The organism is Arthrobacter sp. CJ23 (assembly GCF_024741795.1).
Taxonomy (GTDB): Bacteria; Actinomycetota; Actinomycetes; order Actinomycetales; family Micrococcaceae; genus Arthrobacter.
The window spans coordinates 1,436,880-1,458,447 of sequence record NZ_CP102950.1 but is presented as its reverse complement, the minus strand read 5'-3'; the positions used below and the strand labels follow the sequence as shown (position 1 = coordinate 1,458,447).

The 21,568-nt window shown below is 69.6% G+C and carries 13 protein-coding genes; 1 reads left to right on the top strand and 12 read right to left on the bottom strand.

Features of this window, described 5'->3' with window-relative positions; all coding sequences use genetic code 11:
• Positions 1-257 precede the first annotated feature (257 nt).
• Positions 258-1,619, top strand: coding sequence for an LLM class flavin-dependent oxidoreductase (locus tag NVV90_RS06410; protein WP_258440357.1), 1,362 nt, complete (start codon positions 258-260; stop codon positions 1,617-1,619).
• A 20-nt stretch (positions 1,620-1,639) separates the two neighbouring features.
• On the opposite strand, the gene NVV90_RS06405 is transcribed toward NVV90_RS06410, so the two are convergent.
• The 12 genes from NVV90_RS06405 to NVV90_RS06350 all read right to left on the bottom strand — a co-directional run bounded on the left by NVV90_RS06405 (position 1,640) and on the right by NVV90_RS06350 (position 21,552).
• Positions 1,640-2,497 (bottom strand): inositol monophosphatase family protein, encoded by an 858-nt coding sequence (locus NVV90_RS06405; RefSeq protein ID WP_258440356.1) that lies wholly within the window; start codon positions 2,495-2,497, stop codon positions 1,640-1,642.
• Positions 2,494-4,752, bottom strand: coding sequence for an NAD-dependent DNA ligase LigA (gene ligA, locus NVV90_RS06400; protein ID WP_258440355.1), 2,259 nt, complete (start codon positions 4,750-4,752; stop codon positions 2,494-2,496). The genes NVV90_RS06405 and ligA overlap by 4 nt, the downstream gene beginning before the upstream one ends.
• A 93-nt stretch (positions 4,753-4,845) precedes the next feature.
• Complete coding sequence (locus NVV90_RS06395) at positions 4,846-5,442, bottom strand: hypothetical protein (protein ID WP_258440354.1); 597 nt, start codon at positions 5,440-5,442, stop codon at positions 4,846-4,848.
• Between the two features lie 182 nt (positions 5,443-5,624).
• Positions 5,625-10,070 carry an FtsK/SpoIIIE domain-containing protein gene (locus NVV90_RS06390; protein ID WP_258440353.1) on the bottom strand — a complete coding sequence of 1,482 codons (4,446 nt, stop codon included), beginning with the start codon at positions 10,068-10,070 and terminating at the stop codon, positions 5,625-5,627.
• Positions 10,067-10,771: a hypothetical protein gene (locus NVV90_RS06385; protein ID WP_258440352.1), complete on the bottom strand. Its 705-nt coding sequence runs from the start codon at positions 10,769-10,771 to the stop codon at positions 10,067-10,069. The genes NVV90_RS06390 and NVV90_RS06385 overlap by 4 nt, the downstream gene beginning before the upstream one ends.
• 45 nt (positions 10,772-10,816) lie before the next feature.
• On the bottom strand, positions 10,817-12,523 hold the full coding sequence (locus NVV90_RS06380) for a serine/threonine-protein kinase (RefSeq protein ID WP_258440351.1): 1,707 nt from the start codon (positions 12,521-12,523) through the stop codon (positions 10,817-10,819).
• On the bottom strand, positions 12,520-14,418 hold the full coding sequence (locus tag NVV90_RS06375) for a hypothetical protein (protein ID WP_258440350.1): 1,899 nt from the start codon (positions 14,416-14,418) through the stop codon (positions 12,520-12,522). Before NVV90_RS06375 ends, NVV90_RS06380 begins: the two co-directional genes overlap by 4 nt.
• Complete coding sequence (locus NVV90_RS06370) at positions 14,405-15,304, bottom strand: PP2C family serine/threonine-protein phosphatase (RefSeq protein ID WP_258440349.1); 900 nt, start codon at positions 15,302-15,304, stop codon at positions 14,405-14,407. The genes NVV90_RS06375 and NVV90_RS06370 overlap by 14 nt, the downstream gene beginning before the upstream one ends.
• Positions 15,301-16,692 (bottom strand): RDD family protein, encoded by a 1,392-nt coding sequence (locus NVV90_RS06365; RefSeq protein WP_258440348.1) that lies wholly within the window; start codon positions 16,690-16,692, stop codon positions 15,301-15,303. The genes NVV90_RS06370 and NVV90_RS06365 overlap by 4 nt, the downstream gene beginning before the upstream one ends.
• Entirely contained in the window at positions 16,692-19,175 is a 2,484-nt protein-coding gene (locus tag NVV90_RS06360; RefSeq protein WP_258440347.1) for a transglutaminase domain-containing protein, read from the bottom strand. The genes NVV90_RS06365 and NVV90_RS06360 overlap by 1 nt, the downstream gene beginning before the upstream one ends.
• Entirely contained in the window at positions 19,172-20,536 is a 1,365-nt protein-coding gene (locus NVV90_RS06355; RefSeq protein ID WP_258440346.1) for a DUF58 domain-containing protein, read from the bottom strand. The genes NVV90_RS06360 and NVV90_RS06355 overlap by 4 nt, the downstream gene beginning before the upstream one ends.
• Positions 20,537-20,583: 47 nt before the next feature.
• A complete protein-coding gene (locus NVV90_RS06350; protein ID WP_258440345.1) occupies positions 20,584-21,552 on the bottom strand; it encodes a MoxR family ATPase in 969 nt (322 codons plus the stop codon).
• Between the last annotated feature and the right edge of the window lie 16 nt (positions 21,553-21,568).

The following is a 21,568-nucleotide window of genomic DNA, read 5'->3' as shown; positions in this document are numbered from 1 at the left end:
CCGGGCGCGCGAAAGCGGGGTTATGGTGACCGATCTATCAGTTGGAGGGCGGTAACCCCCGACGGCGGATTGTTGCGTCACCTTGTGTGTTCCGGGGCCGCCGGGCTGCTCTTCGTGTTGCCTCCCGTGGCGTCGCATGGAGTCCCGTTGCGCGCCGTGAAGCCCGGTTTCGCGCTGTTGCGGGAAGGTTTCGGGGCGCTGGCGCTGGGCCGCGCAGCCGTGGTTGATTGGCGGCCAGGAACCCAGAAAGGACCCCCATGAGCAATCCACAGCGAATCCTCCACCTCAACGCCTTCCTCATGAGCACCGGCCACCACGAGGCCTCGTGGCGCCTTCCGGAAAGCGATCCTCGTGCGTCCACGAAGGTGGCGCACTACCAGCACCTGGCCCGCACGGCCGAGCGCGGGAAACTGGACTCCATCTTCTTCGCGGACTCCCCCGTGCTGTTTGGCGACGCGGGCCGGCGGCCGGTCGGAAAGCTGGAACCCACGGTGCTGCTGACGGCCATCGCCGCGGCCACGGAGCGCATCGGCCTCATTGCCACGGCCTCCACCACCTACAACGATCCCTTCAACCTGGCGCGGCGCTTTGCATCCGTGGACTGGGTCAGCGGCGGCCGCGCGGGCTGGAACGTGGTCACCACTGCGGGACCGGACGCCGCGCGCAACTTCGGCGTGGACGACCAGCCCGCGCACGCCGTACGCTACGAGCGCGCCGCCGAGTTCATCGACGTCGCCCAGAAGCTCTGGGACAGCTGGGAAGACGACGCCGTGCTGGCGGACAAGGCCGGAGGAGTGTGGGGTGACGCCGAAAGGATCCGGGCTGTGGAGCACGAGGGCAAGCACTTCCGGGTCCGCGGCCCCCTCAACGTGCCCCGGTCACCGCAAGGGCACCCCTTGATCGTGCAGGCAGGGTCCTCGGAAGACGGCAAAAACCTTGCGGCACGGTACGCCGAAGCGGTGTTCACCGCGCATCAGACCTTGGCGGATGCCCAGGCCTTCTACAAGGACCTCAAGGCACGCACCGCCGCCGCGGGACGCGATCCGGAGAGCATCAAGATCCTGCCGGGCATTGTTCCTGTCATTGGCGCCACGGAGGCCGAGGCCCTGAAACTGGAGCGCGAACTGGACGAGCTGATCAAGCCGGAGTATGCCCGGATCGAACTGGCGCGCACGCTCCGGGTGGACCCCGGGGACCTCCCCCTGGACCGGCAGCTTCCGGCGGACCTCCCCACTGAGGACCAGATCGAAGGCGCCAAGAGCCGCTACACGCTGGTCGTCGAACTGGCCCGCCGTGAACAGCTCACGGTCCGGCAGCTGATCGGGCGGCTGGGCGGCGGCCGTGGCCACCGCACCTTCTCCGGGACGCCGGAACAGGTGGCTGACGCCATCCAGGACTGGTTCCACGCCGGGGCGGCCGACGGCTTCAACATCATGCCGCCCGTTCTCCCCTCCGGGCTTGAGGTATTCGTGGACCAGGTGGTGCCGATCCTCCAGCATCGGGGCCTGTTCCGCACCGAGTACACGGCCTCCACACTGCGCGGACACTACGGCCTGGCCCGCCCGGCCAACCGCTACGCCGCCGCCCCGGCGCTCACTCACCTGGGCTCGGGCGCCTGACGCCCCGGCGGCCCTTGACCCTAGAGCGGGAACTTGCCCGAGAGTTCCAGGGTCCCGGCACAGGTCCAGGCCGCCAGGCGGTCTTCGTCGCTGGGGCCGCCGTCGAGCGGGCTGGTCATCCGTGGCGTGCGCACCCAGCAGCCGGCTTCCTCGGCGATGAGCGCACCGGCCGAGTAGTCGTGCTCGTTCAGGCCCCGCTCCCCGTAGGCGTCGTGGGTTCCGTCGGCCACCATGCACAGGTCCAGGGCCGCAGAGCCGAGTCGGCGCAGGTCCGCGAAGCCGTCCATGATGCCGGCGAGCCCGGCTGCCTGGTCGGCCCGGGTGGCGGGGTCGTAGCTGAAGCCGGAGGCCACGATGAGCCCGGTGCGGCCAGGAACGGGACCGCTCAGCCGGGTGCGGCGGCCGGCCTCTTCAAGCCAGGCCCCGTGGCCGCGGGCAGCCGAGTAGACGCGGCCCAGCGCCGGGGCATGCACCACGCCGGCCTGCCACACGCCGTCGGGGTCGGCCACCGCCACCGAGGTGGCGTAGTAGACGATGTTGCGGATGAAGTTGGTGGTGCCGTCCAGCGGGTCGATGGACCAGCGGTAGCCGGACGGGCTCTCCGGCCGCGTGGTGCCGTGTTCCTCCCCGGTGATGATGTCCTGTGGCCGGGCTGCCGTGATCACCCCGCGTACGGCGTTCTCCGCCGCGATGTCGAAGGCCGTGACCCAGTCACCGGCGTCGCCCTTGTTGACGATGCCCAGGCCGCCGGCAACGGCGTCGGCGGAACCGCCGGAACCGCCGGATGTGGCGGTGGCCTCGGAGCGGGTGGCAAGCACGGCGGCCCCGGCCGCGGCGGCTGCCTTGGCGACGGCCAGCAGCTCAAGTACCTCGGTCATTCGGCGACCGCTGTTTCAGACGCCGCATCGGCGGCAGATTCGCCGCTTGCGGCGGCGTCCGCCGGCCCGGCCGCCAGCAAGGCCAGGAAACCGTCCTCGTCCAGCACGGGGATGCCCAGCTGCTCGGCCTTGTCCAGCTTGGTGCCGGCGTTCTCCCCTGCCACCACGTAGCTGGTGTTCTTCGAGACAGATCCCGCCGCCTTGCCGCCGCGGACAATGATGGCTTCCTTCGCCTCGTCCCGGCTGAGGGTGGGCAGCGTACCGGTGACCACGATGGTGAGGCCCTCGAGCGTGCGCGGGGTGTTCGCATGGGCTTCGTCAGCCATCACGACTCCGGCGTCTTTCCAGCTGTCAACGATCTCGCGGTGCCAGTCCACGGTGAACCACTCCACCAGTGCCTCGGCGATGATCGGACCCACACCGTCGATGTCCGCCAGCACCTTCTGCGCGTCGTCACGGTCCACGACCTCGCGGATGGCGTCCATGCTGCCGAAGGCCGTGGCCAGGGCCCGGGACGCCGTGGGGCCCACGTGCCGGATGGACAGCGCCACCAGCACACGCCAGAGCGGCTGCGTCTTGGCCTTCTCCAGTTCCGCGAAGAGCTTCTCCGTGGTGGCAGTGGGCTTGGACGGGGTCTTGGCGGTGGCCTTCGTGTAGAAGTACGGGACCAGCTCGAAGGTGCCCGTGCCGGCGCCCTTGGAGCGCTTCTCCCGCAGGATCATGACGTCGGCCAGGATCTCGCGGTTGAGGCCGAAGAGGGCCGCTTCGCTGGTGAGCGGCGGGGTTTCGGGTTCCGCGGGCTGCGTCAGGGCAATGGCTGCCTCCCAGCCCAGGGCCTCGATGTCGAACGCTCCCCTGCTGGCCACATGGAACACGCGCTCGCGGAGCTGTGAGGGGCAGGAGCGTGCGTTGGGGCAGCGGATGTCGATGTCGCCCTCCTTGGCCGGGGCCAGGGGCGTGCCGCAGGACGGGCATTCCGTGGGCATGACGAACTCCCGCACCGGCGGGTCCTGCTTGTCGCGCAGCGCCAGGACGGGGCCAACGATTTCCGGGATGACGTCCCCTGCCTTGCGGAGCACCACGATGTCGCCGATCATCACGCCCTTGGCCTTGACCACGTCCTGGTTGTGGAGGGTTGCCATCTCCACGGTGGAGCCTGCCACCTTGACCGGTTGCATGACCCCGAACGGTGTCACCCGGCCAGTGCGGCCCACATTGACCTGGATGTCCAGGAGCTTGGTGTGGACTTCTTCGGGCGGGTACTTGTAAGCGACGGCCCAGCGGGGCACACGGGAGGTGTAGCCGAGGGCACGCTGTGTGGCGAAGTCGTCAATCTTGACCACGATGCCGTCGATCTCGTGCAGGAGGTCGTGGCGGTGTTCGCCGAAGTGCTTGATGAAGCCCAGGACGGCCTCGAGGGAATCCAGGACCTGCAGGTAGGGGCTCACGGGCAACCCCCAGTCCGCGAGCAGCCTGTAGGTATCGGACTGGCTGAGGGCCTCCAGCCCGGAGCGTGCCCCGATGCCGTGGACGAACATGCTCAGGGGGCGTTTGGCGGTCTCGGCGGGGTCCTTTTGCCGCAGGGAACCCGCGGCAGCGTTGCGGGGGTTCGCGAGCGGCGCCTTGCCGGCCTCCACCAGTGCCTCGTTGAATTCGAGGAACGCCTTGGACGGGATGAAGACCTCGCCGCGGATTTCGACTTCGGCGGGGTACCCCGTGCCGCTCAGCTGGCGCGGGATCTCCTTGATGGTGAGGACGTTGTGGGTGATGTCCTCACCGGTGGTGCCGTCGCCGCGGGTGGCGGCACGGACCAGTATGCCGTCGCGGTAGAGGAGGTTCACGGCGAGGCCGTCGATCTTCAGTTCGGTGAGCCAGGAGATGGCGGGGACGGTGGAGCCCAGTTTTTCCACGGAGGCCTCGGCCTTGCGAACCCAGGCCTCAAGCTCCTCCAGCGAGAAGACGTCCTCCAGGCTGTACATCCGTTGCAGGTGCTCCACCGCGGCGAAGGCCGCGGACACCTCGCCGCCGACTTCCTGGGTGGGCGAGTCGTTGGAGACCAGCTCCGGGTGCAGCGCCTCGAGCTCCTCCAAGCGCCTGTAGAGTTCGTCGAACTCGGCGTCGGACACCGTGGGGGCGTCCTCCTGGTAATAGGCGTAGCGGTATTTGCGGACCAGATCGGCCAGGTTCTGGTACTCGTCCCGCAATGCCTCGGACGGGTTCGTGTCTGCCGGATCTGCGATTTCTGCTGTGCTCACAGTCCTATCTTGCCGCACGGGGCCGACATTCAAACTGCTTGGCGCCCCCGTCGGTGACTTACGCCGTCGGGCACTGCTGACCGGCGGCCAGCGTCAGTGGGATGCCACCCGGTTACGCATCCACAGTGCGAAGCCCATGCCGCCGAGGCCTACCAGCAGCACGCCGCCCATGATTGCGAACAGGCCGAACATGTTGGGGCCGTTGCCGTTGTCGGACGCCAGCGTGGCGGCCTGTGCCTTCGTCTTGCCGTCCTCAATGGGCGTGTTCCAGTTCGACGACACCGAGGGGCTGGATGTGGACGAGGGCGTGGCCGACGACGTGGCGGTCTCCGTGGTGGTGGGTTCCGGTGAGGGCGTTTCCTCCGCGGTGGCGGAAGGCTCCGGCGTCTGCGTGGGCTGCGGGGCCACCGGGACCACAGGCGCGGGCGGCTGTGTCACCACCGGAGGCTCGGGAGAGACGGTGGGCCGTTGCTTCTCGGCCGGCTGCGGTGCAGGATCCGGGGTGGGGCTTTCCGAAGGGGTTCCCGGGACCGTGGGGATGCAGACCGTTCCTGGCGGGCAGGCCGGTTCGGCGTGCGCGGCCACCACGGGGAAAGCGCACAGGGATAGGGCCAGCGCAACACCGGCGAGGGGTACGGAGAGCACAGTGCGCCGGGCGGCGGCGGAGGGTGCGGAAGATCGACGGATCATGGGTACCTCGGCTGGCGGTTGGGTCGCCCAAAGTTGGGGGTGTTTCCGGAATTTTCCTACAGCCCACCCGGCCTTCGCAAATCCATCCAGGCAGCCGTCGGCAACGGGACCGGCAGCAGCGGGCCCCGGGACCCGGTTCCTGCCTCCCCCCGAGACCCGCCGCAAGCGGGCCCCGGAGACGGTCAGCGGCCGTTTTCCGGCGGCAGCGCGATCTGCAGTTTGCGGACCTTTCCGCGGCCCACGATGTAGCCGCGGCCGGGGATGAAGTCCGGGCTGATCCGGCCCAGCGAGGTGTTGAGCAGGCTGTCGCCCTCCATGTCCCCGGGGTTCACCAGGAGGCCGCGTCGGCCGGACTTGAACGGCTGCGACAGGGACCAGGCCTGGGACCAGGTGGAGCTTTCGGATTCGCCCACCACCCATTGCTCGGCCTTGATGGACGCCGTGACCAGGCGGCCCACGCCGGATTCGGCCAGGGTGTCCGTGAACTCCGTGAGGCCCTCGATGAAGATGGCGATGGTTCCCGGGTGCTCCGTGGAGTGTTCGATCAAGCCTTCCACCGTCTCCGCCACGGCGTCCGCGCCCACCAGCGAGCGGCTCCAGATGTCCAGGGAGCCGACCGCGGAGCGGCGCGCCCCGAGGTAGATGAGCTCGGTTCCCGGGTTGGAACGCCGCAGTGCATGGGCCAGGGTGACGAGGGCCGTGGTGCGTCCGGCGCCGGGCGGCCCGGCCAGCAGCAGCGGGCCTTTGGCCACGATCGACGCGGGACCCAGGGTGTCGTCGTCGACGCCGATGACCGGCTGGTCCGTGGTGCCGGCCGGCAGGATGTCCAGGCCCACGAGTTCGGGCAGCCGCTGGATCTGCGGCGCGGCTTCGAGGCCCTGCCGGCGCATGGCCTGGCCGAGCTTGCTCAGCTCCCGTGCCTGCAGGGCCAGGTTCGAGTTGCCGCCCAGCACGGCCAGCTGGACCTCGAGGCCGCCCAGCAGGCCGCGCCCCGGCGGCGAGGCAGCATTGAGCACGTCCTTGGGCACGTCCAGGGTCATGTAGTCGTCCTCGGAGGACAGACGGAGGACCAGCCGCCGCTGGATCGATGCCAGCAGGGAGGCCGGAACGGAGTTCGGCCGGTCCCCGCTGACCACCAGGTGGATGCCCAGGGGCCGGCCGTCCGTGGCCAGTTGCAGGAAGATGTCCCACAGCGCGGACAGGCGGCTGTATTCGTAGCCTTCCCGGAAGGCTGACATGCCGTCCACCAGGATGAAGATCCGCTTCTCGTCCGGGCGGTTCGCCAGCTTGCGGTACTCCACGATGGTGGAGGCGCGCACATCGGAGAAGCGCGCGGCACGGTCCTCGGCGACGTCCTTGAGCCAGCGCAGCAGGCGGCCCACGCGTTCCACGTCGTCGCCGCTGATGATCTCCCCCACGTGCGGCAGGCCGTCGAGCATCTTCAGCCCCGAGGAGCCGCAGTCGATGCCGTAGACATGCACGGGCCCGCCGCGCGGCGTCACGGCCGCGGCGATGGCGATGCCGCGCAGCGCCGCCGACTTTCCGGAGCCGCCGGTGCCGTAGACGGCCATGTTGCCGTCCTTGTCCGGTTCGTAGAACACGGTGGGCTGGTCCTGGTGCGCCGGATCGTCGGCCACGCCCAGCAGCAGGCGCTCATCGGTGCGCGGGTTGGGCAGCCTGGAGAAGTCGTAGGTGGTGGCGAGTTCGTTGAGCCATGGCTTGCGGGGCGGTTCGATGCCCAGCGAGTCGGCCGCGCGGATGATGTTGGCCGTCATCCGGGCGATGTCGTTGGGCCCGGCCGGTTCTTCCTTGACGGCGTCCACCGGCGCGGGTGCTTCCCAGCTGGGACCGGAGCCGAACGCCATTTCCACGATGTCGATCCGTGGCCGCTGCGGTTTCTCCGTGGTCCAGCCGCCGGCGTAGCCGGTCTGGAAGCCCTGGATCCTGCCCGGGCCGGTCTTGGCGGCGCCACGGCCGGGAATGGACGGGTCGAAGTATGCGGCCGTGGGTACGCCGAGAATGTCCACGGCGTCCTCCTCATCGGCCATGCGCAGGGCAACACGGAGGTTGGTGTTGGCCCGCAGGCTGTCACGGATGACACCGGCGGGGCGCTGCGTGGCCAGGATCAGGTGCAGCCCGAGCGAGCGGCCACGGGCGGCCACGTCCACCACCCCGTCCACGAATTCCGGGACCTCGGTGGCCAGCGCGGCAAACTCGTCCACGATGATGATGAGGTAGGGCGGCGCCTCGGGATCGGCTTCGCGCTGCAGCGCGAGCAGGTCCTTGGCCTTCTTCCGGTTGAGCAGGCGTTCCCGGTAGTGCAGCTCGGCGCGGAGCGAGGTCAGGGCCCGCCGGACCAGGTGCGGGGACAGGTCGGTCACCAGGCCCACGGTGTGCGGCAGGTGCAGGCAGTCGGCAAAGGCCGCACCGCCCTTGTAGTCCACAAAGAGGAAACTGACCCGGTCCGGGCTGTAGGCAGAGGCCATGCCCATCACCCAGGACTGCAGGAATTCGGACTTGCCGGCGCCGGTGGTGCCGCCCACCAGGGCGTGCGGGCCCTCGTTCTTGAGGTCCAGGTGGAAGGGCTCCACGCCTTTGGACCCCACCAGGGCCCGGAGGCTTCCGTTGTCCTTGCGGTTGGGCACCGCGGTGGCGTGGACGGAGTTGTTTTCCTGCCAGCGTTCGGCCACGGCCTGCGGCTTGTCCATGAGGTCTTTGCCGATGAGCGTGGCATAGGAAACGGCGCGGGGCAGGTCGGATTCGTCATCCACCGGCTTGCCGACGTCCACCACCGGGGCCATCATGCGCGCCAGCTGGGTGGCCAGTTCCGCGTCGAGGCTCTCGCAGCTGACCGGGTAGCTGTGCCGGCCCAGCCGGACCTGGCCAGTGGTGGTGCCGTGGTGGCCGTCGACGGCAAGGAAGTCACGGCACGCGGCCGGGAGCGACTGGACGTTGGCGGCAACCCACATCACGTGGAGGCCGGCGTCCGGCCCGCGCTCCAGCAGCCGGGTCAGCCGGCCGCGGTCCACCGGCGCGTCGTCTTCGACCACCACCAGCACGGCAGGCAGGAGCGGGTCCGGCACCTCGCCGTGTTCGTCGGGCAGTCCGGGCCGCAGGGCCGGGCCTGCCGCCTTGGCAGCGGCTTCGCGCTGCTCCACGAGGTCTTCGAGCCGGGACAACAGGGAGGCACCGGCGGCAGGGCCGGCGGCCAGGTGGTCGCCGCCGAGCGGGCTGTGGCCCGAGCCGACGTGCGGGAGCCATTGAAGCCAGTCCCAGCGTTCCCGGGAACGGGGCGAGGTCAGGGCCGTGAGGACCAGTTCCGCGGGCGAATGCAGCCCCACGAGCTGCAGGACCATGCCGCGGGCCACGTCGTCCACCAGGCCGCGGTCACCGGCCACGCCGAACGAGCCCGAGGTCCGCAGCTGGGACACGATCGGCACGCCTTCGATGACCCGGACCTGCTGCAGGCACTCCTGGATCTCGCGCATGTAGCGTGGTTCGGTCTCGTTGGTGCCCGGTTCCTCGAATTCAATGCGCGACGGCGCCGTGCCCAGTCCGAATCGGACACCCAGGAAGCCGCTGTGCTCGGGCCTGTTGGTCCAGAGCAGGGGGCCCAGCTTGTACACCGCGTCCACGGTGTCGCTGACCGAGGGGGCCTCCTGCAGCCGGACGGAGCGTTCGATGTTCTGTTGCCGGTCGATGTCCTCGCGGAACGCCAGCATGGAGCTCTGGAAGTGTTTGTGGCCTTCCTTGGCCCGGCGCTTGTTCTGCATCTTCTGGTCCACGTAATGGCCGATCAGGAACATCGGCATCATGGCCATGAACACCACGGACAGCAGGTTCTGCGTGAAGGCGAACATGAGCGCCCCCATGATCAGGGGTGCCATCAGCATGATGTACGGGAAGGGCTGGTCTTCGGGCCGCTTGGGTCCGGCGGGCGGCACGCGCTTGGGAGAGTCGAAGCGGGGTACCACCCGCGGGGAGCGGTTGAAGTCCACCAGGGGCGAACTGGGTGCGGCACCGTGGTTCCGGGTGAGGGAAACGACGCCCACGGTGGTGTCGCCCAGGGTGACGCTGTCCGATGATTCGAGCGTGGCCCGGGTGACCGGCAGCCCGTCCATGAGCAGGCCGTTGGCCGAGTTGGTGTCCACGATTTCCACGGTCTCGCCGACGGTGACGCGGGCGTGCCGCTTGGACGTCATGGGATCGCTGAGCCGGATGTCCGCGTCCCGGTCCCGGCCGATATAGCTGGTGCCGAACGGCAGCGAAAACTCGCGCCCGACGTCGGGCCCTGAGATCACGCGCAGGGTCGCCGCCGCGGGACCGCGGCTGTGTCCGTTCGACGCGAACTGTTCACTCAGCTCCATGAGCGAGACGGTGGAGCCGGGCCGCAGCCCGGATTCGAGCAGGTTGTCCGCGGGGTTCAGGACATTGCCCGTCATGCCGCCGGCGACGAAGGCTTCATCGATCCTGATCGAGAGCCTGGGCGGGGCGGAGGTGCCTTTGCGGGCAGGGTCGGCCGCCCACAGTTCGCCGGCGATGTCACCCACGGTGGCGCGGCCGTCCACGGTGACGGCGAGGTCCTTGGCTTCGGCAGGATCGCGCCGCAGGGTCAGTCGGAACTTCACGCCTCTTCGGCTCCCCTCATCTTTTCAAGCAAATGCAGATCGCCGGCTGTGACCAGGTGCGAGGTGACGGCGTGCTCCACCAGCCGGGCACGGCGGTTGGTGGCGAGTTTGCCGCCGCCCCCGCGCAGTCCGACGACGCCCACGCGGTCCAGCTTGTCGCACACGTTGTCCAGCTTCCGGTTGAAGCGGGTCAGTGCCCAGCCGAGCCGCTTGGCGGCCTCCGCGGAGGATGGGATGGCGCTGAAGCCCGTGCCGTCGCGGCGCAGCATGGGTTCGGCGAGGGCCACGATCAGGGCCTTCTGCGAATCGGTGAACACCACGGGGCCGATGGTGGTGTCACCGGCAGACTCGTCCTCGCGGGCTTCCTGCCGGAAGGACGGGGTCTTCAGGTGCACGGCGAACTCATAGGTGGTGGGCCCGGCCGTGAAGATGACGTTCGTGTGGCTGAACACCAACGGGATCCGCGCCCCGGGCGAGAGCCAGGCCTGCATCCCGCCGGTGCCGTCGGCGATCGTGGCGGACAGCATGCTGCCCACGTTGCTCAGCCACCAGATGCCGTCGTAGCGGGCAATCTGCAGGAAGCGCCGGTGCAGGTAGGGGTTGTCGTCAACCTCCAGGTCGCCCTCGCGGCCTATGTCGAATACGTCCTCATCTGACGGTTCGTACCATTCCCCGCAGAAATCTATGGCTAGATCCCCCATTTTCGGTGCCTCCTCAGACGGCTGTGTGTACGTATCATGTGCCGGTCACGAGTCCAGGCAAGCGATGGAGTCCGGGCCTCCGGGCGATGCCTCACCGTCTGCGCGGACGATGATGACCTGGACGCAGATGGGCGCCTCGCCCAGCCCGGAGACTGCGGCTCTCTCGCCCAGCGCCGTCTCATATGTTCCCTCGGACTTGGCCGACTTCTGCCGGTACTTGTACTTGTCGCCTGCCTTGGGATCGGGGTTCTTCCACGTGAAGACGATGATGTTCGGGTCCTTGGCATCCCGCGCCCCGGCGAGGCCTTCGATCTCGGGAACGTTGCCGCTGTCCAGCGCGTCAGCGGGGGGCTTGCTGCCCTGTTCGGCGGGCTGGACCTTCGGTTGGGCACCGGAACCCAGCACAATGCCCACCACGATGGCGGACGCCAGGACCGCTGCACCGGCGGCGGCGAGCCAGAGGTTGCGCTTGCGGTGGTCCGCCGGCCCGTCCCCGGCGGGGTCGGCTCCGGGCTCCGCGGCTACGGCGGGCCGGTTGACGGTTGCGGCGAGGTCCACGTCGTCACCCGGCAGGCGGCCGGCGGGCGCGGCCGAAGGCGGTCCCTGGGGAATCCAGCCGCGGAGCACCGTGGACTCGGCTGTGCTTTCCGGCTGGGCCGGGGCGGGCGCGGAGGCAGGCACCGTCGGCCGTGCCGACGCCGGGGCCGGGGCGGGCGCAGCCGGGCCCGGCTCCGGAACAGTGGCGGGGAACGTCCGGGCCGGGAAGGTGGGGGCGGACGCCGTGGAGGCCGTGCCGCCGTCGGGATCGATCGAGGCGATGCTGCGGACGCGGGTTTCCTCGAACCCGTCATCCGGGTGCGAATCGTCCCCGTGGTGCGGTTCCTCGAGGACCTCGAACGGCGTGACGGAAAGGTTCAATTCGGCCTGGATGCGCTGCAGGGCCAGGGCGAAGGTGTGCGCCGAGGAGTACCGCGAGACCGGGGACTTCGCCATGGCCGTGGCCAGGACCAGTTCCAGGGATTCCGGGACGTCCGCCCGGCCAAGGCGCGGCACGGGCGAGTTGGTGATGCGCGAGATCAATTCCCGCTGCGAGTTGTCCTGGCCGGGGAGCACGAACGGGGAGCGTCCGGCGAGGAGCGTGTACAGGGTGGCGCCGAGCGCCCACACGTCCACCGGGACGCCGTCCACAGCGCCGCCCCGGAACTGCTCGGGCGGAGACCAGGGAATGGACATCCCGGCGTCCTGGTCGTCGTCCGCGCCGATCACGCCGGAGATGCCGAAGTCGGTCAGGGCGGGCCGGTTGTAGTCCGTCACCAGGATGTTGGCGGGCTTGATGTCGCGGTGCACAATCCCGGCCCGGTGCGCCGTCTCGACGGCGGACGCCACCTGGATGCCGACGGCCAGGACCTCGTCCACGCTGAAGCGCTGGCGGCGGTAACGGACATCCAGGCTCGGCCGGGAGCAGTACTCCATGGCGAGGTAGGAATGGCCGTTCTCGGTGATCTGGGCCTCGAAGATGGTCACGATGTACGGGTGCGAGGACAGCTGCGCCATCAGGTTGGCCTCGGACTCGAAGCTGCGCCGGGCGCCCTCGGTCTTCAGGTCCGAAAGCAGGACCTTGACGGCGACCTTGCGGCGCGGCCGGTCCTGCTCGTACAGGTACACGTCGGAGAATCCGCCGGAGCCGAGCAGGCTGATGTATTGGTACCCGGGCAGGGGTGGCGGCGGGGCGGGCGGCCGCTTGGAACTCACAGAATCTCCTCGAAACGCAATGAAATGTTGTCCCCCAGTTCGGCGATGTCGCCGTCCAGCAGGATGGCCATCTCGCTCTGGGCGAGACGGCGCGGGGCCTGGCCTTCACGGACCAGCACGGTGCCGTTGGTGGCCTTGAGGTCGCACAGCATGACGTGCCAGCCTTCCAGCCGCACCTCCACGTGTGAACGTGAAATGTCGCCTCCGGGACTGCCCACCTGGACCAGCTTGGGCATGACGCCGCCCTGGACGCGGGAAACGGAGGGCTGCCGGCCGATGATGAGCGATTGATCGAGGTCGATCACTTCACCGGTGGACAGGCGCATGCGGCCCAGACGGGGGCGCGGCACCTGGCGGCCGTCCCCGGGGAGCGACAGGCCGCAGGCCGCGCACTGGGAGTACGTGGGCGGGTTGGCGTGGCCCTGCGGGCAGACCCTGGCCAGCACCGTGGGGCCGTTGGAGTGCACCGCGGCCTGGGACGGCGCCTCGGGAACCGTGTCCACCGTGCCGAGGCTGCTCTTGACGATCGTCTGGCCGTCGTGGTCGTAGCCCGGGTCCTCACCGGGTTCCGGTGCCGGTGCCGGTTCGCTGGTGGTTTGCGGTGCGGCGCTCGGCGGCGCGGGAACGCCGGCCGGGACGGCTGGCAGCCACGCGGGCTGCTGGATGGGCGCCGGGGCCGGCTCCTGGGCTGGCTTCCCGGTTGGGGCCTGGCGCGCCGGAGCAGGCATGGGCGTGCCGCCGGTGCTCCAAGGGACGGAATCGATCAGGCCGCTGGCGATGGGTGCAAAAGGCTCGACGGCCGGTGGCTCGACAACGGCGGCAGCTGCCGGTGCTTCGGCCAGGACGTCTTCCTCTTCCCCCGCCGGAAGGACCTGGGCTCGGAAGGCTTCGCCTGCCACGGGCGGCTGAGGTTCGGCATGCTCGTCGGCGTCCGGATCCACCCGTACTGCGGCGTCCTCGATGTTCCGCATGACCGTCTTGTCCCAGAGGTGGTCGTAGCTGCTGGTGTTCTCCTCGGGGTGCAGGATGGACGCGGCCATGGCCGGCTGCTCCGGAACCTCGGCGGGAGCCGCCGCCGGGGAGTCCAAGGGGTGGGGCTGGCCGGGCGCGATCGTGAGGCCCAGGTCTGCGTCAGCATCAGCATTGGCATTGGCATTGGCATTGGCATTGGCATTGGCATTGGCATTGGCATCAGCATGGGCCTCTGCCTCAAAGCCCAGCACAGTTTCGACAGGCACTTCTTCAACCGGCGCGGCTTCAACCGGCACTTCTTCAACCGGCGCGGCTTCAACCGGCACGGCCTCAACCGGCGCGGCCTCAACCGGCACGGCTTCAATCAGCGCAAGTTCTCCGGACACCGACCCGGCTACCCCGTCGCCGGCCGCCGGTTCCCCGCCCGTGAAGGAAACGTCAAGGGCGGAGAGCAGCACCACGGCGTCGCCGAGCGGCAGTCCGGAAGCCGCCGTCGGGCCATCACTATTGAGGCCTTCACGGCCCTTGCCTTCACGGCCGGAAACACCGGGCGCGGCAACCGGCCCGATCCTGAGCCGGTAGGAGGCAGCGCCCGAAATCCGGCGTTCCGTCCACGTGGTGACGTCGCGCCCGCTGAGCCGTTCCGTTTCCGACCCCAGATCAACGGAGAGTTCCATTTCGCCCCGCAGGAACACCCGCAGGGACTCCTTGGAGTCGATGATGCCGAAGGGCGGAATCCGGCTCAGGGACACCCCGAAGGCATCCGTGACGGCGTGCAGGACCTCGTGCGCTTCCGGTGCCGATTCCAGCAGCGTCCAGACGGACTCCAGGAGATCGGGACGGGTCTCCGGTGCGAGGAGGACCACGGTGCCGGAGCGGGCCACGGCGAACCAGCCGCCCGGAATGTACCTAGCTTCGGCCATCGGTGTTGCCTTCACTGCGTGGGTTGCCTTCATCGGCGCTCACCAACTGCGAGCGGGGCAGGGTGTCCTCGGCGTGGCCCTGCCGCGGCGCCGTGGTGGCGGTGCCGGCGTCGTTGAACACGTTCTGGGCGTCGATGACAATGACCGTCACGTTGTCCCGGCCGCCGCTGCGCAGGGCGGCCTGGATCAGGGCGTCCACGGCGTCCTGGGGGTGGGCCACGGTGCTGAGGATCCGGAACAGGTGCTCGTCGCCGAGTTCCCCGTTGAGCCCATCGGAGCAGACCATCACGCGGTCGCCTTCCTGGATGGGGAGCAGCCAGAAGTCGGCTTCGGTCTCGTCTCCGGTGCCCAGGGCCCGGGTGACAACATGGCGGCGGGGGTGGACGGCTGCCTGCTCGGGGGTGATCTCCCCGGAATCCACCAGTTCCTGCACCTCGGAGTGGTCCACGCTGACTTGGGAGAACTCCCCCTGGCTGAGCCGGTAGGTCCGGGAGTCGCCGATGTTCATGACCAGCCAGTACGGGACCCCCATCTGTTCCACCACCACCACGCCGGACAGAGTGGTCCCGGCGCGGGCGCCGGTGGCCGCGCGGATGCGGGAGTCGGCGTCGAGCAGGCACGCCTGCAGGTCCACCGCCGTCGCCGAACGCACGCCGGCCGAGAGCTGCGGCACAGCCGCCAGGGTCCGCACGCAGGTGCCGCTGGCGATCTCGCCGGCCTCATGGCCGCCCATGCCGTCCGCCACGGCGAAGACGGGATCGGAGGCGATGAAGGAATCCTCGTTCAGTTCGCGCCGCAGCCCGCGGTCGGTGCCGTAGCCGTAGTTGAGGCGGAAGCCGGGCTCGAGGGGAAGGGTGTCGGCAGGGACTGCCGGCCGTGAATTCATGCTTGTCCTAGGTGGAAGGTGCGGTCCCCAAAGTGCACGGTGGAACCCGGGCGCACAAACAAAGCGTGCCCGGGGTGGAGCCTGGTCTGGATGCCGTCGGGAGTGGTGACGGCGCTGCCGTTGGTGGAATTGCGGTCCGTGACCCAGACGCCGCCGTCTGCCACCCGCAGCTGCAGGTGCGTCTTGGAGATGGAGCGTCCCGGATCCGCGACGGCGAGCAGCTGCTCTGCGGTTTCGCCCGGCTGGGCGGCCGGATTGCGGCCGATCAGTGCGGTGGCGGCGAGCTGGATGTCCTGGCCGTCGTCGATGCGGATCCGCAGCACAGCCCTGGCGCGGGCGGCACCGTCGCGGGCAGCGCCGGCGCGCAGCTGGGTCCGTTCGACGTCGTCGTCGGGATGGGAAGGCACCGGCTGCGCCAGGCGCGGCGGCACGGGGGCAGGGATGGGCGACTGCACAGGCGCCGGGACGCGGCTCGGCACAGGTGCTGAAGCCACCGGCGAGGACACCTGCTGCACGGGCGGCAGGTCCAGGGGCGCGAAACTGTACGGGCCCTGGATGCCCCCGCTGGTGATGGGGTTGCGGCCGGCGGCGACGTCGAACATCAGCGACTTGGCCGCTTTGTCCTGCCAGCCGCGGAGCTTGGCGTTGCTGTCCCAGGAGTTGGAGACCACCACCAGGATTGCCCAGACCCCGGCCAGGAGCAGCAGGGCCGGGAGGACCCACGCAGCCAGTCCGATCCAGCCCAGGAGGAGCAGCACCACGGCCGCGATGGCCGCCAGCAGCACGCCGGCCCCGGTCACGATGCCCCGCACGAAGACCACGCCCGCCCCGGGAGCGTAGCCGTCGGAGTCAGCGCTGCGGATCCCCATGAGCTGGTTGCCGATGGTGTTCCCGGAGCGGGCCTCAATGCCCAGCAGCACGAAGATGTAGGCCACGGTGACGCCCAGCCCGATGCTGCCGAGCAGCACGAGAAGGCCGGTGTCGTAGACAATGAAGCCGTTCGAACGGCTCTGCGTGATGCCCGCGATGCCCAGGGTGAAAGTGGTGGCCAGGACCACCAGCGGTCCGAGCCAGTCGAGCACCGCGGCGCCCAGCCGCCTGCCCGCCGACGCCGGAACAAGCTCCAGCCGTGCTGTCATGGTGGCCCCTCCCCCTGGTCCCGCTTGCCTTGCCGGCCCGCCTTGGCCGGCCGGCACTACGGAGATCCTACCGGGATCCGTAGGGCCCTGCCCTCCCGGCTGGCCTGCCGCAGCTCGCTGCGCTTGGTTCGCGTTGCGTCCGATCCGGGCGCCGCGGTTGCTCAGCGGCGCCCCGCAGTGGGTGCAATAGGCGGCGCCTGGCCGGACGGCCTGCCGGCACGCCGGGCAGAGTTCTGCGTGTGCGCTCATCACGGTTCCCGGCTCTCCCTGGCAGCGCCCTCCGCGGCAGCGCCCTCCTTGGCTGCACTCTCCTCCGATGCGCTCTCCTTGGATGCACGGCGCCGGCGCAGCAGGGCACGGCCGTCGGCGAGAAGGGAACGCGGTGAGAACCGCGCCTGCTGGCGCTTCCAGAAGCCAACGCTCGCCGTGATGCTCTCCAGCGAGGAGTCCACGGTGGCCCAGTAGTCCCGGACCTCCTCCTCGCTCGGCTGGCCAGCACCGAAGATCGCGGCATCGGCCCGGTGGGCCAGCAGGGTGGTGGTGGATCCCGTGGACGGGAACGCCTCGGCGATGACCGTTGCCGATTCGCGGCGCGTTGATTTGCCGTCGATCGCAGCACCCATGTCTGTTGCGAGGCTGAGGACTTCACTCCAGCCTCCGCCGAGCCGCTGGGCGGCGTGGCCGTCGCTCAGCCGGGACTTCCGGCGTCGGGCCTTCAACAAGGCGATCAGCAGCAGCGGCAGCGCCAGGATGCCGAGCGGGATCAGCGCGGTGCCGATGGTGGCCAGCAGCGGACCCCAGAACAGCCAGGGGTTGTTCTTCTTCTCGTCGGCGTCCAAGGCGTCGGGGGTGGAGTCCGGCGGAAGGTCCGCCGGCTCCTGCGGCGGGGGCGGCGGCTGCAGCACCTGCGGCTTGGGCTTGGATTTGTTCTCCGGGTCCGGCGGGATGGGGACGTTGTCCTTGGGCGGCGTGGGGTCGAAGGACACCCAGCCCACCCGGTCGAACGCCACCTCCACCCAGGCGTGGACGTCTTTGCCCTTGATCCGGACCTCGCCGGCACCGTTCTCCGGGCTCTTCGGGTCAGGGTAGAAACCCATGACCACGCGCGAGGGGATCCCCAGGTGCCGGAGCATCAGGGACATCGCCACGGCGTATTGCTCGTCGTCGCCGAGCATCTGCTTGGCGGAGAGCAGGCTGCGGATCCGGGCGGCACCGTGCCCGGGCAGGCTGGGCAGCTGCCCGTCCGCCACGAGCCCGTTGCTGAACGCCCCGCTCTTCTGGAAGTGCGCCTCGATCTGGCGCACGCGGTCGATGGCCGTGGGGGCGTCGGCGGACAATTCGTTGGCCTGCGACGCCACGATCGGCGGCACGTCCTGCGTTTCCGGCAGGGTCAGCCTGGCGAAGTCGTATTGGGTGAGCTGCCCGTGTTCGAGCTTTCCCGGGTCCGAGACCTGCACGGAGTAGGCATCGCCCGCGGCCAGGCCCTTGGTGGTGACGGCGGTGTCCGTCCCGGCATTGAAGTACAGCCCGGACCCGGCGCCGGAGCCCTGGGTGAAGCCCATGCCCGTGGTGTGCCGCCCGCCCGGGACGAAGTACCCCTGGTAGTCCTGGATGCTGATGTCCAGGGTGTAGCTGCTGCCGCCAGCGGGGCTTTCAGGGCCCGCGAGCGTGTTCAGCGAGCGGGCATCGCCCACCTTGCTGAAGTTGCCGGAGCTATTCGGATCCATGGTGTAGTTGACGCCGTTGAAGGCATCCAGTGCCGCCAGCCGGACCCGGCCGTCCTTCGGCAGGCCCTTGACGGTGAACAGTTCGTCGTCCTTCTTGTCCTTCACGAAGTTCCGGAAGCTGGCCAGCGGGGTGATGTAGTCCCGCGGATCGAAGGGCGGAACGATGCTGTTGCGCAGCACCTTGCGGTCGTCGTCCGAGGTCACCAGCGGGGATGCGACGGCGGTGATCCCGACGGCGGCCACGATCACCGCGGCGGCGGTCCCCAGACGGCGGATGCGGCCCCTTCGGGCCACGGCCGCATCGGCGCCGGGGCGGTTCGCGGACACCTTGCGCGTATCGTTGCGGCGCAGGGCGTCACGGCGGAAGGTAGCCCAGGCGATGGACACCATGGCCAGGGAGATGCCGCGTTCCACGTTCAGGAACCCGGCGCTGGTGCTGAAGGCGATGCCGGTGGCGAACAGGACCAGCACGGGCAGCAGCGGCCAGTACGGGCTCCTGAGCCGCCACACGAGCAGCCCCGCGCACAGCGAGGCCACCAGGGCGCTGAGGAACGGCACAATGAGCATGCCGTTGGCGGTGCCCACGGGCACGCCCACCGTCAGCATGTCCTTCCAGGAGAACACGATGCCCAGCAGCAGGGTGCGCAGCGAGTCCAGGCTCGGGAGAACCCGGGCCACGGCGGCATCGGGCACGGCGAGGGCCGTGCCCAGCACCATGTAGGAGCCGAAGGCCAGGGCCGTGGTGATCAGCAGGCCCAGCCGCAGCCGGGCGTTCAGGAGCGCGATGCCGAGGCCCAGGACCACGCCCCCGAAGCCGGCCAGCAGATAGTGCGGATCGCCGCCGAAGCTCAGGCTGAAGCCCAGCACGCCGAGCCCCAGCAGCACCACCAGGGCACCGGCGTCGACGGCGAAATGCCAGGCCGGACGCCCGTCGGCGAAGGTGGGGCCCGCATTGCGGGCGGCCGCGGTTTGCCTGCGCGTGGGCGGGCCCGGTGCGGAACTCATGCGGCCGCCTTTCGAAGGACAAGGGCCAGATCGTCAAGGTCGCCCACGGTGAGGACGGTGAGATCGGCGATGTTTGCGCGGGACGGCGCGGCGCCGGGCTGCACGCGGACGGCCAGGCTGCGTACGCCCGGCGGCACGGAGGCCGCGGCGGAACGGAGCTGGGTGGCGGTGATGCTGCTGCCCACCACGAAGAACACCACGGAGGCGTTGGGCACGTGGTCGGAGAGGGTCCTGGCGAGGTCGACGGCGGTCTTGCGCATGGATGAGCCGACGATCCGGGTCATGTCGTCCAGCATGTTGCGGCCGGTTTCGCAGCGCAGCGGCCCCTTCTGCGTCAGGACGTCCAGCTCGCGCTGCTCCCGGATGGCTTGCCGGCCGATGGACGCGGCCACCGAGATGGCCATTTCGAATTCGGCCTCGTTCGCGTATTCGTCCGTGTTGATGGACAGCGAGATGGCCAGGTGGGCGCGGCGGGTTTCCTCGAACTGGCGGACCATGAGCTTGTTGGTGCGGGCCGTGGTTTTCCAGTGGATGTGGCGGCGGTCATCGCCCGGCACGTAGTCGCGCAGGGCGTGGAAGGAGACGTCGGCGCTGGAGAGCTCGGTGGTGGGCATGCCCTCGAGGTCGCGGATGAAGCCGGCGGCGGAACCGGCCAGGGCCACGGTGCGGGGGTGGACGAAGAGGTCCACCGGTTGGGTCCAGAGGACCCGGCGGCGCAGCAGGTGCAGCGGATCCGCCCGCACTGAGCGGACCGGCCCGACGACGATCACGGCACGACGCGCCGTGGGGATGGTGAACAGGTCCTCGTGCACCTGTGCGGGCTTCATCCGTGGCAGGTGGAAGACCGCGATGTTGGAGCCGACCGGCAGTTCCAAGTCGGCGGGCAGCAACGGACGCGCCGAGGTGTTGGAGACGGCGATGCTCCCGACGGCGTCGTCCCCCACCGCGACGCGGGTGCGGGCCAGGTCAAGGACCACGCCGTAGGCGGAGCGGCCCAGGATGAAGACGATGGCGAGAAGCAGCAGGAGTCCGGCCACCAGGGCGGCTGAGGTGGCTTCGCCCCAGCCCCAGGCGTGTCCGGCGGCCCACAGTGCGAGGGCAGCCCCCAGCACCACCCAGCCGAGGACGCTGACCACCGAGAGCACGGGCCAGGCGTAGCGCAGCCACAGCCGGCGCACTGCCTCCCAGGACGGTGCGAGGAACTCCCCCGCTGCCGAATACGCTTCGGACCAGACGGCGGCCGGGTGCAGTTTGGCGGGCAGCCGGCCCGGCACGCGAGCGGCGCCGAGCCGAGCCCCGACGGCCGGGAGCGTACGCCTGAGGGACTCAGCAGCCCGTTTCAGGGGTGAGCTGGTGGACATGGTGGAGACCTTTGTTCGGTGCCGGAAGGGAGGGAAGGCGCCCGGCGTCAGGCGGCGCGTTGCTGCGGGGCGGCGACGTCGGCCAGCACCCGGGTGAGGACGGCGTCAGGCGTGGCGCCGGAGAACTCGGCCTCGGGGTCCATGACGAAGCGGTGCGTCCAGACCACTGGGGCAAGTTCCTTGACATCGTCCGGGAGCACGAAGTTGCGGCCCTGGCCGGCGGCCCACACCTTGGCGGCGCGGACCATGGCAAGGGCGCCACGCACGGAGACGCCCAGGCGGGTCTCGGGGGCATTGCGGGTCTCTTCGCAGAGCCGGGAGATGTATTCCAGGACGGCGGTGTCCACGTGCGTGGTGGCCGCAAGGTCCGCCATGTCCGCCACGGCCTGGGTGGTGATGATCGGGGTGAGGTCCTTGGAACGGTCCTTGAGGTTGGCGCCGCCGAGCAGGCGGACCGTGGAGCTGTGGTCCGGGTAGCCGATGGAGGTCTTGATCAGGAAGCGGTCCAGCTGGGCCTCGGGCAGGCGGTAGGTGCCGGCCTGCTCGATCGGGTTCTGGGTGGCGAGCACCATGAACGGGCGCCCGGCCTCGTGGGTGACGCCGTCCACGGTGACGCGGGATTCCTCCATGACCTCCAGCAGCGCGGACTGCGTCTTCGGCGAGGCACGGTTGATTTCATCGGCCAGGACGATGTTGTTGAAGACCGGGCCCTTGTGGAACTCGAACTTCTGCGTCTTCTGGTCGTAGATGGTCACACCCGTGACGTCGGAGGGCAGCAGGTCAGGGGTGAACTGGATGCGGTTGCTGGAACCCTGCACCGTGGCGGCCAGGGCGCGGGCCAGCGAGGTCTTGCCGGTACCCGGGGCGTCCTCGAACAGCACGTGCCCCTCGGCCAGCATCGCCATGAAGGTCAGGCGGATGACGTGTTCCTTGCCGAGCACCGCCAGGCTGACGTTGGCAACGAGCTTGTCGAAGGTGCCTGCAAACCACGTGGCCTGCTCGGTGGTCATGGTCATGGGTAGTTCCTGTTCT